This is a genomic window from Shewanella sp. ECSMB14101, from assembly GCF_000773485.1.
Taxonomy (GTDB): Bacteria; Pseudomonadota; Gammaproteobacteria; order Enterobacterales; family Shewanellaceae; genus Shewanella; species Shewanella marisflavi.
The window spans coordinates 19997-37726 of the sequence record NZ_JSFF01000015.1 but is presented as its reverse complement, the minus strand read 5'-3'; the positions used below and the strand labels follow the sequence as shown (position 1 = coordinate 37726).

15 protein-coding genes are annotated in these 17730 nt (G+C 50.6%); 3 read left to right on the top strand and 12 right to left on the bottom strand.

Features of this window, described 5'->3' with window-relative positions:
- Positions 1 to 115: 115 nt before the first annotated feature.
- Positions 116 to 421, bottom strand: a complete 306-nt coding sequence (locus tag NY07_RS12360) for a hypothetical protein (RefSeq protein ID WP_052125662.1) — start codon at positions 419 to 421, stop codon at positions 116 to 118.
- A 338-nt stretch (positions 422 to 759) separates the two neighbouring features.
- Here NY07_RS12360 and NY07_RS12355 point away from each other — a divergent pair, with 338 nt between their 5' ends.
- The gene (locus NY07_RS12355; RefSeq protein WP_033539667.1) at positions 760 to 1653 is read left to right on the top strand and encodes a LysR family transcriptional regulator; all 894 of its coding nucleotides are present in this window, start codon (positions 760 to 762) and stop codon (positions 1651 to 1653) included.
- Between the two features lie 208 nt (positions 1654 to 1861).
- Here the strand turns inward: NY07_RS12355 and NY07_RS12350 are convergent, their stop codons facing one another.
- Genes NY07_RS12350 through NY07_RS12340 form a run of 3 tightly spaced genes read right to left on the bottom strand, consistent with a single transcriptional unit; the run spans position 1862 to position 4575 of the window.
- Positions 1862 to 2431: a LutC/YkgG family protein gene (locus NY07_RS12350; RefSeq protein ID WP_033539666.1), complete on the bottom strand. Its 570-nt coding sequence runs from the start codon at positions 2429 to 2431 to the stop codon at positions 1862 to 1864.
- A 1-nt stretch (position 2432) separates the two neighbouring features.
- The gene (locus NY07_RS12345; RefSeq protein ID WP_033539665.1) at positions 2433 to 3821 is read right to left on the bottom strand and encodes a lactate utilization protein B; all 1389 of its coding nucleotides are present in this window, start codon (positions 3819 to 3821) and stop codon (positions 2433 to 2435) included.
- 10 nt (positions 3822 to 3831) lie between these two features.
- On the bottom strand, positions 3832 to 4575 hold the full coding sequence (locus tag NY07_RS12340) for a (Fe-S)-binding protein (protein WP_033539664.1): 744 nt from the start codon (positions 4573 to 4575) through the stop codon (positions 3832 to 3834).
- Between the two features lie 447 nt (positions 4576 to 5022).
- Here NY07_RS12340 and NY07_RS12335 point away from each other — a divergent pair, with 447 nt between their 5' ends.
- The gene (locus tag NY07_RS12335) at positions 5023 to 7257 is read left to right on the top strand and encodes an acyl-CoA dehydrogenase (protein WP_033539663.1); all 2235 of its coding nucleotides are present in this window, start codon (positions 5023 to 5025) and stop codon (positions 7255 to 7257) included.
- Positions 7258 to 7430: 173 nt separating this feature from the next.
- Complete coding sequence (locus NY07_RS12330; RefSeq protein ID WP_033539662.1) at positions 7431 to 8213, top strand: CLCA_X family protein; 783 nt, start codon at positions 7431 to 7433, stop codon at positions 8211 to 8213.
- Positions 8214 to 8223: 10 nt separating this feature from the next.
- On the opposite strand, the gene NY07_RS12325 is transcribed toward NY07_RS12330, so the two are convergent.
- The 8 genes from NY07_RS12325 to NY07_RS12290 form a co-directional block, all read right to left on the bottom strand.
- Positions 8224 to 10392 carry a cation:dicarboxylate symporter family transporter gene (locus NY07_RS12325; RefSeq protein WP_033539661.1) on the bottom strand — a complete coding sequence of 723 codons (2169 nt, stop codon included), beginning with the start codon at positions 10390 to 10392 and terminating at the stop codon, positions 8224 to 8226.
- 212 nt (positions 10393 to 10604) lie between these two features.
- Complete coding sequence (locus tag NY07_RS12320; RefSeq protein ID WP_235363924.1) at positions 10605 to 12314, bottom strand: tetratricopeptide repeat-containing diguanylate cyclase; 1710 nt, start codon at positions 12312 to 12314, stop codon at positions 10605 to 10607.
- An 87-nt stretch (positions 12315 to 12401) separates the two neighbouring features.
- Entirely contained in the window at positions 12402 to 12650 is a 249-nt protein-coding gene (locus NY07_RS12315; RefSeq protein WP_033539659.1) for a hypothetical protein, read from the bottom strand.
- A gap of 39 nt (positions 12651 to 12689) precedes the next feature.
- Positions 12690 to 13487 carry an SAM-dependent methyltransferase gene (locus NY07_RS12310; RefSeq protein WP_033539658.1) on the bottom strand — a complete coding sequence of 266 codons (798 nt, stop codon included), beginning with the start codon at positions 13485 to 13487 and terminating at the stop codon, positions 12690 to 12692.
- Positions 13488 to 13595: 108 nt separating this feature from the next.
- Positions 13596 to 14111 (bottom strand): GNAT family N-acetyltransferase, encoded by a 516-nt coding sequence (locus NY07_RS12305; protein WP_081953831.1) that lies wholly within the window; start codon positions 14109 to 14111, stop codon positions 13596 to 13598.
- Between the two features lie 67 nt (positions 14112 to 14178).
- Positions 14179 to 15807 (bottom strand): pepsin-like aspartic protease, encoded by a 1629-nt coding sequence (locus NY07_RS18905; RefSeq protein ID WP_037404297.1) that lies wholly within the window; start codon positions 15805 to 15807, stop codon positions 14179 to 14181.
- A 208-nt stretch (positions 15808 to 16015) separates the two neighbouring features.
- A complete protein-coding gene (locus tag NY07_RS12295) occupies positions 16016 to 17233 on the bottom strand; it encodes a M56 family metallopeptidase (protein WP_033539657.1) in 1218 nt (405 codons plus the stop codon).
- Positions 17230 to 17607, bottom strand: a complete 378-nt coding sequence (locus NY07_RS12290) for a BlaI/MecI/CopY family transcriptional regulator (RefSeq protein ID WP_033539747.1) — start codon at positions 17605 to 17607, stop codon at positions 17230 to 17232. Before NY07_RS12290 ends, NY07_RS12295 begins: the two co-directional genes overlap by 4 nt.
- Between the last annotated feature and the right edge of the window lie 123 nt (positions 17608 to 17730).

Genomic DNA, 17730 nt, shown 5'->3' with positions numbered 1-17730 from the left:
GGATTAAGTTTCAGCATAATTTTAGCTGGTAAGGCTGTTTGCAGTCGTTGGCCAAGGGCCTTCGGGGTGAAGGCCCTAAGTCTGCTCAGTGAACAGATATTCAGGCGGTGGAGAGTTAGTCAACGGAGCGCAGGTTTACTTTTCGATGCGCATAATGATTATTGATTTGCAGATTTTCAGATAGGGTCATGGCGGCAGTCGACACCAGCTCACCATCTTGTTGAAACTTGTTGACTTTATTATTAACAAAGTCAACAACATAAACTGATTGGCTCTCTTGCTTGGCAAGTACCTTAGTGGCTTGCTGCTGCGCAGCGGCTGCTGAGCAATCATTACATTCAACGGCATTTAAGTTAGCGTAAGTTGCGCCTGAAAGTGTCGATGAGAGCAGCAGGAGCAGGGTAGGGGCCATCTTTTTCATTATTATCTTCCTTATATAAATGTGATGTGCGTCACATTTATATTGCTGTGCAAATTATCGTTTGTCTAGTTTTTGTCCTAAAAAACCGTACCTTGCTTGGTGCTAAATTAGTGATTGCTATAGGGTTGTTGATGGGGGCAATGAAGCTCAGTGCACAAGTTAGGGATAGGAGATAAATTAAAGCCTTGGGGGTGGCGGGGCCTAATGGCTAGCATTTATCGGTGCTGATGAGGAATTTATTGATTGAGCGCAAGCTTAATGAGGTAAGATAGCTACCTGACACAGTTGGTTTTGTTATAATTCCTATCTATTTCTAATCGGTTTTTTCGAGGCTTTTGATGGCGCGTAGTCTAGGCACAGAACTTGAGCTCATCCATCTTTTTGTGCACCTGGTCAATGCGGGTGGTTTTTCCCAGGTGGCTAAAGAGCTGGGTATGCCGGTGGCGACAGTGAGCCGTAAGCTGACTAAGCTGGAAAGCTTGCTTGATACTCAGCTGATCATGCGAAGCACCCGCAAGCTGAGATTGACCGAAGAGGGCGCAGAGCTATTTAGTCGTTATCAAGATGTGGTCGCTCAGTTTGATAGCTGCAGTGATACTCGTATCGAAAAACCCGAGGGGACGCTGCGTATTGCCGCGCCCGTGTCGATTATCTCAATGATTTTTATTGGGGTGATCAACGACTTTTCTAAGGCCTACCCGGATATTCAACTGCATATTACCCAAAATAACTCCAGCATAGATCTGATTGATGAAGGGGTCGATGTGGCAATTGTGGGCGGTGCGCAGCCAGATTCATCTTGGGTGTCTAAGTCACTGGGTGTCCTCGACTATGGACTGTTTGCCTCGCCGGGGTATCTTGCCTGTGCGGGTAGCCCCCATCATCCGGATCACTTGGTGGAGCATTCGCTGATCAAGGTATGGCCGCTGTTTAACTGGTCGATGAAGCATGTTAGTGGTGAAGATTTTTACTACGAAGGCCCGGCCAAGTTGACCCTTGGTGATTTAAATGGAGCCGTGCGAGCGGCAGTCGATGATGGCGGTATTCTCTATGGCCCCGAGCTATTTGTTAAGTCAGAGCTGGCGACAGGGGAGCTACGCCGGGTGTTGCCCGATTGGCATGGCGAGCAGCGCCGCATCTCGCTCTTATATCATCAGCGTACCCACCAACCCCTCAAGGTCAAGCTGTTCATCGAATTCATGCAAGACAGAGCCAGTTGCCTGTTCCACTAAGGAGCAAGGCGCGAGGAACTGTATCGCCTTTTCACTGGGGGATCATCAAGGTCTCAGACCACTTTCTAAGGTTAAGCTGTCATTGGCTCAATGCAAGATAGCGCTGTAACCTGTCTCATTTAGCGGTTTTCCATTTTTCAGTCAAAAAAAAGCCACCCTGTAAAAGCGGTGGCTGAGCAGTTTGAGGCTGCGAAATAGGGTGTTGCTGTTAGATCAGATACACATTCAGACTACAGGCGCCATGGGCACCGACCACCAGAGCCTGCTCGATATCGGCCGTCTTAGAGGGGCCGGCGATAAAGACGCCGAACTCACCGCTTTCCAGACCAATCTGCTTGATAGCCTGGTGCATGTTGGCAACTACCTTGTCTGCGCTCACCACCAAAAATAGGTTTTCACAGATGAAAGGGGTAACCCTATGACCTAAGTGTTGGTTGTTGACCCAGATGGCACCGTTTTCGGCAACGGCTAAGTCACCAGGGATCACCGCAAAGTCGATATCTCTTAGCTCATGAGCCGTCTCAGGCGCGTTGCGGTTACCCGTGACGCCTTCAACTTGTGAGATCACCTGCTTACCTTCTTTGACCAGTTCATCGACCTTGGCTTGCAAGGCGGCTAGACCACCTTCTTTGTGCAGAGTCCCCGCCACTGTGCCCAGGTTAGTTTCAAACTGACCAATTACATCATCCAGACGTGGACTGACATTGATTGACGGCATAGCCTGAGGTTCAACCGCGACGCTTTTTAATGCATTGAGAATAGATTGCTTGCTCGACATTTTATTGACCTCTGTTTTTGTTAAACCAAGCTTCGAAGCTGGACTTAGGCGCTACGGGCAGTTCTCTGTATTTACCCCAGGCACCCGTGAATGGCTTCAGCAGTGAGCCAGGTAGAATACGCAGCGCAGTACGAGCGACGCTCATAGAGCAGTTCAACATGGTTTCGCTGGCCATAAAGTTGCCCACAAGTGGCATATAGTTGCGCTTGCCGTAAGGCAGTTTGCCCGCCTTGGCCTTGAGGCGACGGTGATGGTGGATGATCTTATCCAATGGCACCTTAGTTGGGCAGACATAGGTACAGCTGCCGCACAGGGTACAAGCCCAAGGGATTGAGTGAGTATCATCGGCCTGGGCACCCACGGCGATACCGATAGGGCCTGGAATGGTGTAGTTGTAGCTGAAACCACCTGAGCGACGATAAACAGGACAAGTGTTCAGGCAGCCACCGCAGCGGATACATTTGAGCGACTCGGCTAGAATCTTGTCTTGCAGCATGTCGGTACGGCCGTTGTCGACGATGATCACATGCATTTCGCCGTCAGTCTGTGGACCGCGGTAGAAGCTGCTGTAGGTCGTGACAGGCTGGCCTGTGGCGTTACGTGCCAGGGTACGCAGCAGCACGGCGGCGCTGTCGAGATCCGGCACTATCTTATCTATGCCCATAGAGTGCAGTTGTAACTTGGGCAGGTTGGCGCCCATGTCAGCATTACCTTCGTTGGTGCAGACCACCACGGCGCCTTTGTCGGCGATCGCCATGTTCACCCCTGTCATGGCGGCATCGGCCGTCAGGAACTGTTCGCGCAGGTGAGCACGGGCGGCTCGGGTCAGATAGAGTGGATCAGAAGCGCCTGCTTTTGTCCCTAATTTGTCATGGAAGAGGTCGCCCACTTCCTCTTTTTTTAGGTGGATAGCCGGTACCACGATATGTGATGGTGGCTGCTTGGCCAGCTGGATGATGCGCTCACCCAAGTCGGTGTCGATCACCTCAATACCTTTGCTTTCAAGGTATGGGTTAAGGTGACACTCTTCGGTCAGCATAGACTTGGATTTCACCAGCTTTTTCACCTGATGTTTGGCCAGGATGCTGTGTACTATCTGGTTGTGCTCGGCGCCATCTTTGGCCCAGTGCACTACGATACCGTTGGCTTGACAGTTTTTCTCGAAGGTTTCCAGGTATTCGCCCAGATGAGTCAGAGTGTGTAGCTTCATCTCTGAGCCGATCTCACGTAGCTGTTCCCATTCTGGTAGGCTACCGGCGGCGCGGTCGCGTTTTTCACGCAGGGTCCAAAGCGCCTTAGAGTGCCAATCGACGCGAGCTTCATCTTTGCAAAAAATGTCGGCCTTTTTAGCGTGCACACCTGAGTTGATGGCTGTGGTTTGACTAGACATGGTCTGCTCCTTATAGGGCTGCGTTGATGACTTCGGCGATATGACGGGTCGAGATCGGTAGTAGCTGGCGGCGGATCATGCCGTCCAGATGCAGCAAGCATGAGGGATCGAAGCCAACGGCGTAGGTTGCACCGGTAGCAGCATGGGCTTGTGCCTTGTCTTTACCCATCTTGGCCGAAACGGCGCCTTCATCAACGGCGAAGGTACCACCGAAACCACAGCACTCATCGCGGCGATCCGGGTAGACGATCTCGATGCCAGGAATACGACTCAGAACGGCCTCGACCTTATTGGTACGTGGGCCCATCTGCTCACTTGGCGTCGCCAGATCCAACATACGGATGCCGTGGCAGCTAAGTTGTAGGCTGACCTTAAACTTGAATGGCTTGTTGAAAGCGGGAACTGGGGCAACGTCGTGCAGAAACTCGGTTAGTTCATAGAGTTTGTCGATCACCGCCTGGGCTTCTGGGCTGTTGTCGAACTCATGGAAGTTTTCTTTGGCAGCAACCAGGCAAGAAGCTGCCGGGCAGACGATAGCGTCGCACTCAACGCCTTTGAAAGCGTTTAGCAGTTTTAGGGTGGTCTTCTTGGCTTCATCAAAACAGCCCGAGTTAGTCATGGGCTGACCACAACAGGTCTGGCCCTTGGGCAGTATGACCTGATGGCCGAGTTTTTCGAGGAGTTCGACGGTGGCGATGCCAACATGGGGCATCATCTGGTTCACCAGACACGGAATAAATAGGGCTATCTTCATGAAGCACTCTCTTATCTGAAGGCTGCATGTGGGCGAATGCGCTGGCTTATTGTGCCGCTACAGGTGGCATAAGCTTGGTATTTGTCCCATATTGCAGGGTTGTTTGTGATGATAATTTAAGCCTATATCCACATAATAAGTAGTGCTAATTTAGTAAATATATATGCTCATTTTTTCATTTTTGAAATAGAGTGATTTTGGTCTCTTATTGTCAAAAAAAGTCTCTGATCTAGGTCAATAAAGGTCTGATTCAAACAAATATATGAAACAGGTGTTTAAATTTTTTATTTGAGCGTACACTTGTAACCTTTTGAAAAGCCAGATATTAATTTTTAGTTGTGTTTGTAACTGTAAAATAAAGCATTTTTTTACAGTTAGAATGTTTGATCTAATTTCTTTTTTGTGACGTAATGCACACTAGGTTTCCTGGTCGGATGAGTCTGAAAGATGAGTATTAGAACAACATTTAAAAAAGTACTGCCGAGTATATCTACCACTGAACAAGAGGCGCTCGATGCCGGTGATGTCTGGTTAGAGGGATCTATTTATCAGGGGTTACCAGATTTTGATGCCCTGCGTCAGATCCCAGGAGCTAGCCTGTCCGATGAAGAGCAGGCCTTTCTCGATGGTCCAGTACAGACCTTAATTGAGATGGTGGATGATTTTGCCATTCAAAACAGCCTGCATCTGCCAGACAATATTCTGAATTTCCTAAAAGAGCATAAGTTTTTCTCGCTGATCATTCCTAAAGCCTTCGGCGGTCTGGAATTTAGCCCTTATGCCAACTCAACGATTGTTGCCACCATTGCCGCTAAGAGTTCGGCAGTGGCTGTTACTGTCATGGTGCCTAACTCCTTAGGCCCTGGCGAGCTGCTGATGCATTACGGTACGCAGGCGCAGCAAGATTTTTGGCTGCCTCGTCTGGCGAACGGCCAAGAGATCCCTTGCTTCGCCCTAACCAGCCCAGAGGCGGGCTCGGATGCCGGCGGCATTCCCGATGTCGGTACTGTCACCATGGGTGAATATCAAGGCGAGCAGGTGCTTGGTCTGTCGGTCACCTGGGATAAACGTTATATCACCTTAGCCCCTATCGCGACCGTACTGGGTTTGGCCTTTAAGGTCGAAGATCCTCAAGGTCTGCTGGGCGGCAAAGAGCAGCTTGGTATAACCTGCGCTCTGATCCCTAAGTCGCATCCTGGTGTTGAGCTGGGTAATCGCCATGATCCTATGGGTTGTCGTTTCTACAACGGTACCACTCGTGGCGAGAATGTGTTTATTCCGATGGAGTTTATTATCGGTGGTCAGCAGAATATCGGTCGTGGCTGGCAGATGCTGGTGGCCTGCTTGGGTGCCGGTCGCGGTATCTCGTTACCCGCCCTAGGGGTCTCGGTGAGCCAGGCATCTTTTAAGTCGTCGGCTGAATACGCCGCAGTGCGTGAGCAGTTTGGTTTAGCGATTGGTAAGTTTGAGGGGATTCAGGAGAAGCTGGCGGATATCGCCGGTAAAACTTACCTGCAAGAAGCGATGCGCGTGCTGACCACAGAAGGTTTGGGATTAGGACTTAAGCCCTCAGTCGTAACAGCGATTGCTAAATACCATATGACAGAGATTGGCCGTGATGTGCTGAACTCCGCCATGGATATCCAGGCCGGTAAGGCGATTCAGCGTGGTCCGCAAAATACCTTGGCTTCTGGTTATATGGCTCAGCCAATTGCCATCACGGTGGAAGGAGCCAACATTCTGACCCGCAACCTGATGATCTTTGGTCAAGGGGTCATGCGTTGTCATCCACATCTGCAGAGCATGGTTGAGGCGATTCACAGCGATGATAAAGATGCCGACAAGACCTTTAATCGCATCTTCAGACAGACAGTGGGTTACAGTGTGGGCAACAGCCTGCGCGCCTTCCGCTTAGGCCTGCTGCCTTTCACTGCCGCTGCCAAGTCTGAACTTAGCGAAGTGGTGGAATATGAGAAGGCGGTACACAAGCTGGCGGCTAAGCTGGCTGTCTATGCCGATTTCTCCTTGTTGGTGCTTGGCGGTAAGCTCAAGCAGGCCGAGATGTTGTCAGCGCGTCTTGGGGATGTCATGAGCTACCTTTACGCGGCTATGGCATCGATTCGCTACTACGAGCAGAAGGTGAGTAGCGAACATCGTGCCCAGGCCAAGCCTTACTTTGAATATGCTACACGTTGGGCTTTGGTGAATGCCGAAAAAGCACTGCTGAGCTTCCTGGATAACTTCCCTTCAGCACCGACGCGTCAGTTGATGAAACTGATCACTGTTACCTATTCGCCTAAGATGAAGAAAATCAATGACGATTTAGTGCGTGAACTGGCGCATCAGGCGCAGCTCAACACTCATATCAAGCGTCAGCTGACTCATCTGGTGAAACCTGTGCCGGGCGATGGTAATGATATCAATCAGCAGGCCTACCTGGCTAAGATTGCCTGTCTGCCGCTGCTGGCCAAGGTGAAGAAGGGTCTGAAGCAGGGTTACTTTAAATCGGGTGTCAGATTTTCCGAGACCTTGGACAGGGCTCGTGCCGCTAAGATCATCACAGAAGGCGAGCACAAGCAGCTGCTTGACTATAACCTCAAGCGTGAGCGGGCCATTCGCGTCGATGAGTTTGACTTTGACATGCAGTTGGTCGATGACAGAGTGGCGTTGAAGATAGCCTAACGTTACGCTGAATGCTTAGCTAAAAGCCGCCCTCGGGCGGTTTTTTTATGCTAGATATTAATCCACAGGGAATGAAACCGCCGCAGCGCTTAGGTTAACCTGCTAATAGCTGGCGCTGCTGCTTAAGACAAAATAGGTTATGATGGCCCAAGTTATCGAGCAAAGGCAGATCAGTGCTAAAACGACATCATTATCAGCGTCAGGGGCCAGACTATCGCTGCGGCGAGCAGGTAAGCTTTCATGATATCAAAGAGGTCTTTGGCCTAAATCATATTCGTCTTGGCAGCTGGGTCGAGGAGGAGGAAAAGCATAAGGCGGCCAATCTTATCTTCGACGCCTTTGCCGACCTTGCCTTTATGCTAAAGCTGCCGCCTAAGGCCATGGGGCTGAGACAGACGCTGAATTTGGCTTTTGGTACCGGTGGGCAGATGGGCGTACAGGCGCACTACATGCCTGCGCAGCGGGAGTTGGCATTGGCCAAAAATGCGGGGGCGGGGGCCCTGGCGCACGAGTTCTGGCATGCCTTCGATCACTATATTGCCGCCAAGACATTTGATATCCCGTCGACGGGCATTGCCTTTGCCAGCCAGTGTTGGCTCGCCGATCACACACCTATTGTGCATCCACTCAACGATCGTCTGATGCAGGTGTTTGCCACCACCTTGCTGAGCATAGACGGGCAGGACAGTCATGACTATGTGCGCCGCGCCGTAGCGCTGGATAGGCAGCAGGGCAGGCAGTATTTCTCCAAACCTACAGAGCTGATGGCCAGGGCATTTGAGGCCTGTATCGAATCTCACCCGGAGATCCAAAATCCCTACTTAGTCAACGAGACTCTGGATTCGCCACTGGCGAAGGCGGGTGGTTATCCTAGCCTGGCGCACAGGCAAAGCATCTATCAGCAGCTGCTGGCTTATTTTGGCCCCCTGGGTGATGCCCTGGGACGCGAAGCCTAAACCGAAGTCGTTACTCCACCCAATGGAGTACATCGCGAATGATGGACCATCTGGGTTTGGTTTCGCTGGCCCCCTGACCCAGCATCCAGTAGTTGTAGAGCTTCTGCTGGTGGCCATCGACCTTACGCAGTTTCTGCCAGTTGTTGACATAGTTAAGCAGCGACTGGTTATCCTGGGCCACGGCGTAAGCGACAGGATATTTGACCTTATATTCCAGCGGCGCGATGCCATAGCCGGGGAAGAAGAGGGTCCAGGCGGAGCCAGCCTCGGCGCTGATCACCACGGCGTCATATTTATCGCCCTTCTGACGGAAGAAGTTTTTATAGCCCTTTATCTTGACGAAGTTGAGGTTGGGGTAAAACGCCTTGGCATCTTCTATGATATCGCTGTGCTCTACATAGGCGATGGTCACATCCTGCATCGCCTTGATTGACTGGTTGCTCTTAAATCCATTGACCTTATGGTCTTTGGTGGCAATAGCCAGGTTGAGCAGCAGTACAGGCTCCACATAGCTCAGCTTGTCCATCTGCTCGATATCCATCGCCAAGCCCGACATGGCGATATCGAAGAAACCTGCATCTAATGACGCGGCCAGCTTCTCCTTCTCAAAGGGGATAAACTCCACCTGCACACCGAGATCGTCTGCCAGACGATTCGCCATGGCGCTGTCAAAGCCCACCAGTTGCCCGGCATTGTTGTAGTAGCTAAAGGGGACATTGCTGGGGATATAGCCGACTCTCAGCACGCCCCTGCTGCGGATGGCGTTAACGTCGGCGACGGGGCGACTCGGTGTCTGGCCGAGGATCGGGAACTGCTTGTTCACCTTAGTGGGCACCTTATCGGCGACCTGCATATTGGCGATCACACCGCTGGTCACCTCTGGGCTATGGATAAACAGCCCCATACCGATACGGCAAACCAGTAAGGTGACCGCCACACTAGCGCCTATGCCTATGCCCATCTTTAGCAGATGGTGCGGCCTGAGTCTCAGGCGTTTCTCAAATAACGCTACCGTGAGTAGCGTCAGGGCAAATAGGTTCATGACGGCGGCGATGGAGTTGAACTTACCTGTGATAAAGCCTGACATCACAAACAGCTGAAACAGATCCTGAGGCAGGTGCACCAGATCCAGCATAAAGGGGATCGCCACATAGACGCTGCCAAACAGCGATAGCAGACCGCTGATGGAGAGCGACGGGAGCGCACTCAGTTCTACTGGCGTACCGTTAAACCAGCCAGCAAACAGCACGAAGAGGATAACCGTCAGTTTGCCTATGTTGGGGAAGGTGAAGGCAATAGGCACCAAAATTTCAACTAAGGTTTCGGCATCATCACTCAGGCTCTGATGCTCGCGCATGATCTGCTTACACTCTTCGACAATCACAGGAATTACGATAAAAATGTTGCCGGTGGCAAAGGCGGTGACCAGGCTGGACTTACTGATCCGCAGCGCCTGAGCGAAGGTCACCGGAGTGAGTGAGGCGACGATCCAGGGGAGCACCCAGAAGGTTAGCAGCAGACAGAGGACAAAATAGCTGATGAGATAAACCTGCATGCTGGCAAACTCATCCACTCCCATGGTGCCGGCTGCCGAGGCCGACATGGCGAAGATCCCTATGGGTAAGACTTTGACCAGCGCCTGGGTGATCTTGGAGAAGATCTCACTGCAGGTGTGCATAAAGTTGATGATCAGCTGCTTGTTGTCGCCCTCCATGCCAATCAGGGCCAGCCCCATGGCGATGGCGAAGATCACCATGGCGGGTACATAGCCTTCGGCCATAGATTGGAACGGATTGGAGGGGATATAGAGCTTAAAGTAGTCGATGGCCGCGGCTGGCTCTATGGAGCTGGTACTGAAAAAGGAGGCGGTTTCGACAAAGGGAAAGGACAATGGCATCAGCGCCACTAATACCAGGCCAACTGCCCAGAGCAATAGCATGATCACGCCTGCGCGGCTAAAGATCAGGCTGGCGGTGGCACGCTTGAGTTTGCCTATGCCGCCCACGAGAGAGACCAGAATGTAGGGCAGTACCGTCATCTGCATCAGCAGGATCACACTGGTCCCTATGTTACTCATCCAGCCGACGGACTCACCAAAAAACAGCCCCACCGCAAAACCGATAAACATGGCGACGAGCATCTGAGTCGAACTGCTCATGGAGAAAAGTTGCTTTAGCACGACAATAGTTCCCTTATGTGACACATACCTGTGATGGCTGGGCATCATAGATTGGTTATCAGATTATAGAAGGGGGGATAGCGAGGTAAAAGGCTTGATTGTCAATCTGTTGCGGTTAAGCACAGTTTTTGGTCATGTTAGTGTGATTTAAGGGATTGCTGCCAGTCGGCTCAGCTTGAGCCGACGCAGTTTAGTGGACTCTTATTATGGACTTAGAGAGAAAGCACAGTGTGTGAGGCCTTGGGGATGGCGCGTTCGGCTTCAGGGTCGAAGACACAGATGCGATCCCGTCCGGTTTCCTTCGACTGATACATGGCGCTGTCGGCGTCGTTGATCAGCCGCTCCAGTTTAAATCCTGACATCTGAGTGTCTGTGATCCCAAAGCTGGCGGTGACCTCAAAATCATGACCCGTTTCGCTGCAATCTATGTTGGCAATTGCCTTACGGCAGCACTCCGCTAGTTTGATGGCGGTTTGCAGATCGCATCCCGGCAACGCGATACAAAATTCCTCGCCGCCGATACGGGCGAAGATATCGTTCTTTCGTCCTTGGGCCTGACAAGCCTTGGCGACCTTTTTCAGTACCCAGTCACCAACGGCATGACCATATTTATCATTGATCTGCTTGAAGTTATCCAGATCGAACAGGATGTAACTTAAATCCACATCACTGCTTTCACAGTAGGCCAATGCGCTTTGTGCTACCTGAGTGAAATGGCCGCGATTAAATACATGGGTCAGGGCATCAAATTCAGCCAGCTGCTTGAGGCGCTTCTGAATGGTCCATGACTTATAGGCCCAAAACCCCAGTAGTGTGATGATGGCGATCAGCAGCGAAATAAACAGGCGGGTATTTTCCGCCTGGGTCTTCGCCAGTTGCTGCTCTGTCAGTAGCAGATTGTTTTGTCTGTCGAGCAGGGCGATACGGCTCTTCTGCTCCGCCGCTTGATGCTCGGCGAGCTGGAAGGCTAGATGCTTGGTCTTGATATCGTCTAGGTAAGCCTTGTCGGCCTGGGCGTATTTGACGTGATAATCCAGCGCCGCCTGGTAATCATTTCTAGCCAAATTCGTCTGATATAAGATGTGATAGGCGATCACGCTTGATTCATCGTTCCCCATATGCATTGAGGTTGCCACCGCTTGGGATGCATAAGTTTCTGCTTTGCTGGCTTGGTCTAATGCGTGGTAGCCTTGCGCAAGCCGTGAATACAAACGAGAAGAAACAGGTGCATAGTTAAATGCGTGGATTGTGTCTAACTGTGCTTCTAGAAGTTGTATTGCTTGTTGGTTTTTGTGTTGCTCCAATAAAAGCTCGGCTACATACATATTGATAATGGCACTTATCAGCGCTTCGTCGTTCTTTTCGCAAACAGCTATGCTGTTATTAATTTCAGGGCTATTTTCGTTTAGCTGATGTAGTTTGAGTTTGGCTTCTATGGTGAGTTGAAGAGCTAAACAAGCATTGCGATCCTCATTGACTATAGATTCGAGCTTATTCGCGTAACGCAAACCCAGCTCGTATTGGCCCAGTTGGTTGTAAAACAGTGCCGCAACCAGTAATCCCAACTGTTGAAATTCAGGTTCGGCGATCTCTGGTAACATCTCAAGGTTTTTCGAGAGGTAGGATAGACCCTCAGTCCAATTTTTAGAGATGGCAAAGATGTTGATAATAGATAAATTTGATCTGAATTGAATGATTTGGGGGCTGGCAGGGACAAAGTTTTCTTTGTAGAGTGCAACCGCCTTATCAAACTCTCCCTTAAAGGAAAGTTGGTAAGCTTTCAGATAGTTATAATAATATTTTTGTTCTTCGGATAATTTGTCTACTTCTTCATCCAAGGACGCCAGAAGTTCCCCAAATTTTTGAGGCTCGCTGCTTCGCAGTTGATCTGCCGCAACCAGTTTTTCATTTAATATATCCACCTCATCGGCCCAAGTGGGGGCGATGAGGCAGAATATTAGAATGAGTTTTGTAATTTTGATAAACAAAACGAGTGTCTCAATATCGAATTATTTTTCTTCTTGTTGGGTGTCATTCTCATCTTGTTCTTCTGGTTCATCCTCTGCAGGCAACATTGCGCAGACAACATCGGCACACACATCAAGTTCGCGGGCGAGATTTTTTACGTCTCTCTCTAACAACATCTTTTTTAAATCATCTGAAAGGTTTGAGTTGAGAACTGCTTGACTGAAACTTTCTTGAGTTTGAAGTTCAGCATTGTTTCCAATTTGCTCTAGTAATTCGATGACGTTTGACATTGTTCGTCCTTATTGTTGTTGGTAGTTAGTTTTAGTGTGTTAGGGATTACTTACTTGTTGAGCCGCTTCTAATTTAGCCAGCTTATCCAAGATGGTTGGATTCGGTCGCATTTTCTCGCTCGGCGGGATCACCAAGGTGGTGTGCATAAAGATCTCGGCATCGGCCAGTTTACCTAGCGTCAAAGATTGCTTACGTACCTTATCAATAGGGAGTACGGCGGCCTCGTAGAGGATCACCTGGTGATCTAAGGGATAAGTCTCTGCCAGCAGCTCTATCAGTACCTGACGATGGGCCTTGCCGGTGGCGAATTTGGTCATGCTCTTGTCACCGGCCAAGCCTATCTGCCAGAGGATCAAGTAACTGGAGGGGTCGAAGCGGCGCTGATAAAACATAAACTGGCTGGCTTCAAATTGCTGGAAACCAAATTGGCCTGGGTCTATGCCAAGATCGGCGATGAGGCAATCTTCGGCCGAGATGCCGGGCACCATAACCGCCTCAAAGCCTTCGGCGCGCGCCGCCTCAATAGAGCGGTGGGGCGCCTGGGCGAAAACTCCGGGATGACCATAGAAGGCGCCGACGACTTTCTTGCCTTGCCTGACTTCAGGCATGATGGCGTCGACCATCTCTCGATAGGTGATATGGCGCGACTTTCCCTCGTCGTAGAAGATCTGCAGCGAGCGCACATCAGAGTGCATCTCCTGTAGCCAGAGTTCCACTATACCGTTGGAGACACCCGAAAAAACCACGTCGGCTTGTTCAATATAGCTGCGTGCCAAGGGGCAGATGTGGGCACCTAAGGTCATCCCTATGCCTACGCAGGCTAGGCTTCCCGCCATGAAATAGAGTCCTGATAATACGTATGTTAAATAAGGGTTAAAGTTAACAGTAATTTGGTGGATATTAAACTCTTAATTATTTTGTTTGTCAGGTTTTTATCGAGGTTTTTAGACCAAGGTCAAAAAGTATTCCAATTGGCTCTCGAAGGCTTTATCTGTGCTTTCTTGAACAGGATGGCTAGATGGGCGCTGCTTGAATCCTAGCTTCTTAACAATTCTTTTTGTTGCAAGGTTTTTTGTCGAAAAAATTGCTTTAATTTCTATAAGTTGCAGTGCTTTTTTACTGTGTGCTATCAAGGCTATGACGGCTTCGTCGGCAAGTAGCTTACCTTGAGCCTTAGGGAGCATCATTATGCCAATCTCTGCTGTATCCGGTTGTGCCTTGTCCCAATTGAGTCCGATCACACCCAATGTTACACCAGAAGTCTTATTCACTATTACCCAGAGCATGTAGCTAGGTGGTGTCTCAGGGTGTTGTATTGCCTTGCTCGTTGCCTTAAGTGACGTGTCAAATGCCTTATCAGCTTCGGTTGGTGAAAAAGGCTGGCAGATATGACGCATCACCCGCTCATCACAATAGAGGCGGTGATACAACTCCCTGTCCGTTGCCGATATAGGGCGCATGGTCAGGCGCTCACTACAAAAACTGTGTTTGGGCAGATATTTGGTTAACCGTGATGGGAGTAGCGAGTTACTTGGCAAGTTGCGCCTCCGATATGGCCAGGGGGCTTTGCTCGGCAAAGCGAATCACTCCCTTGTCATCCACCGAGCGGTCAAATATCACATAGTAGCCACTCATCAGTGGTAGGCCCAAGATAGATTGATTTGGCCAGTTGGGCAGCTGTGAGAGCAACTTAAAGCAGGCCTTGCCTTTGGTTGGCGTATTGATTTGCCAGTAGTGCTGGGGCGTGACGCGGATGGCTACTGGCTCACAACCCAGCGGGCAGCTGGGGTCATCACAAGTGGTCGCCGCGTGCAGTTCGCTCCGTGGGCCAATAAAGTAGAAGGTGAGATCCGGCCATTGTTCCAGTTGCAGGGCCTCCATGTCGATGCCGGTTTGCTGAAAGGCGATCTCGCTAAAGGGGGCAATCTGCTCAGTAAATAGCGGGTTGATCGCGTCTAGCGCCTGTTTCATGGCATCAAATAGATGACGGGTGAGCACGATGGCGGAGGCGCCTGTGTCGATAATGGCGTTGCTTTGACCGCGCAGGGTGTCACAGATATGTACTCCGTGCGTGTGCAGATGTTGGCCATTGTGACATAGGGCGCTACTTGGCGGAGCCTCTTGGGTCAGTTCGTTTGCGGCCTGGGCTTGCTGTTGCGCCTGAGTTAGCAGGCTGGGGATCATCTCATTGTCGCCGATACTCAGCCCCAGCAGATTAACGTTGTAATACTTGTTTTCAATCACAGCTATGGTTTTAAACTCACCTTGATAGAGCTCGGTATGTTCTTCACCGCCCCCTAAAATCAACCAGCCTTGGTTGAGAGGATCCTGGCCTAAGAAGGCGAAGTCGTTGGCGCTGTTGGGTGCCACCACTTCTTGGCTCCTTACATGTATGCTGGAGCGGCGGGCAAAGAAGGCAAACTTATTCGGTGTGAGGCCGTGGGTGGTTAAATTGTTGAAGTAGGGCGGCAGACTATCTGTGGGCTGGGTGCGCAAGAAGCGCTTAAACTGGCGCAAATCTTCGCTGTTGAAACTCTGGTCTGTTGCCTGATGCCAAAGGATGTCCGCTGCTTGATCTATCGAGAAGTCGCTGCTGGCTTGATTGAGGATCGGGCGATAATGCTGGCTGGAGAGATGGATCTCTTCATCAAAGGGCCAGGGAAAAGTGAGCGCGGGCGCTATGCCATAGTGATTGAAATAATCTTTTAGATCATAGACCTTGTTGAGGCTGTCATAAGCCAGCCCCAGAATGCCATCGGCGTCGGCGAAGCTAGTTTCCTGAGTTAAAGAGGAGACTACGGCGACGGCGCATCGCTCCAGCACTATGGGCTGATGGGCCTGGGGGAGATGCTCGTCATGAATATCGAAATCTATCTCATCTTCGCGAATACCCACCCGGGTATAGACTACAGGGCCGTCCCAACCGCCGATGCCGTAAAGCACCTCTTGTGCCAAGCTGGTGGGGACTAAGGCGTTGTCGCGCTCTTCGACATAATCGCTGCCGGATACCACTAAGGTGCTGCTGCCCGTATCTAAGATCAGGTTCAGCGGATGTTTCTCTGCGCCGATGCGCAGTTGGGCGCTGTAACCGCCTTTGGCATACACATTGACCAGGGGAACTTTTAGGGTGCGAGGCGTGGCCTTAGGTGAACTCATCGATGACCTTTTGGGTTGAGGGAATTCGTTTTGTTTTTATATAAGCCATTGTTTTACCCTATCCGCAGAAGGGGATCAATCCAAGGTAAACCCGTGGCAAATAGCGAGGAGGAGAGGGTGTCACATTAGGTGAGAAGCATTGTTTAATGTCAGCAACAGAAAAAGAGCAGCGCGGCCCCTTTTCACATATAGGTTTTGACTGCAGGCCTTAGCCGGCGGTCACCCGAACTCTTTCTATTTCAGTTTTTGGCGCCGACATCATGAAGTCCAGTTGTACCTTGGCCTGCTTAACGCCGTTAGCTGAAGATTGGTATCGCCATTGAGACAGGGCTTTAACGGCTTCGCTGTCAAACATACCTGCCGGAGACGACTTGATCACCGAGACATTACTGACATTGCCTTGCTTGTCGATATCAAACTGTAGCTGGACATACCCCTCGATATGGTTCTCGGCGGCCTCGACGGGATAGCTTGGCTCGATCCGCATGACCGGGCTCGGCGCCTTGGTTTCATCATGGTGTTTGTCACCCGCATTAGCGCTTTGGTTGATTAAGGCTCCCGATAATCCCAGTGTCAGTGCCAGGCCTAGAATGGCAAGGGGACGCTTGGTGTGTGTTCTCTTCATTTGCATGATCCGCTCCTTGAGGATGGTCTTGTTTCCATAGTGAGTGTGTAGCATGCCCAATTGGGCCTGCTGGGAGTACGCCAGTAGCGTTTGGCTATAGGCAATTCTTTGTTGTTTATTCATCCTCTGGGTGACCTCTGCATCGCAGGAAAGCTCCTGATCGTCACGAAAGCGGCGATAGGCCAGCCAAAAGACGGGGTTAAACCAAAACAGTGACACCAGCAGGTAACCAAACAGGTTGGCCTGGATATCCAGACGCTTTTGATGATTCAGCTCATGGCTGATCACCGCCGCCTGCTGGCTTATTGCTAGATGTTCAAAACTGCCTGGTACTAAGATCACCGATTTATAGAGTCCGGCTAGCATGGGTGAGTCTATGCCGTTGTGACGCCTAATTTGTATGGGGGGATTTGACTCGGCGTTAGTGTCTAGATGAATCGGCTGACTCTCTTGTATCAGTTGTCTGAGCCGGTAGGCGTGATAGATGAGTGCGCCCAGCAGCATCAGGCTGCCCACAAGCCAGGTGCTGGTTAATGTCAGCTTGAGCCAGCTGAATTGGCTCTGAGCTAACAGCTCGCTGGCTAACACGCGGTAATGCTGAAGTTGTTGCAGTGAGGCACTGTTGATATTGCCAGGGGAGAGCTGCCCGTAAACAGTGCCAATCAGCAGCAGTGGGACGCTGCTCCACAAGGCATAGGTGTTATGGGCGCCAAGGCGTGCCAGTAGCGGTTTGTGCAGCAGTATTAGGGCAGTGCATAACAGCGTCAGTGGCAGCATGATGTTAAGCAGTAAGGTCATCATGACGATTGATCCTCTTCCCAGTGCTCGATGAGGGCCTTCAGCTCGGCAATGTCTTCTGGACTGAGTTGCTTCTGCTTGGCAAAGCCTGCCACCAGAGGAGCGACTTTACCGGCGAACACTCGCTCGACAAAAGATTGGCTCTCCTTGAGTTGGTACTCGCTCTGATCGATTAACGGGTAATAACGATAGGCGCGCCCCTGTTTTTCAAAGCCTATGGCCTGTTTTTTTACCAGACGGTTGAGCAAGGTTTTGACGGTTTTTTCGTGCATGCCCAGGCTGCTGGCTAGCGCTTCGACGACTTCACTGGCGCCTAAGGGGGAGTTGCGCCATAAGATGTTGAGTACCGATAGTTCGGCGTTGCTGATCTCTTTCATCATGTCTGTTCTATTTGTCTGTTAGTTTGATTACAGTTGTAATTTTAAATTAAGATTACATATGTAATCTAATGCGTCAAGTCATTTTTTGAACGCTATTTTTTGTAAATGGCGCAGCTTTTT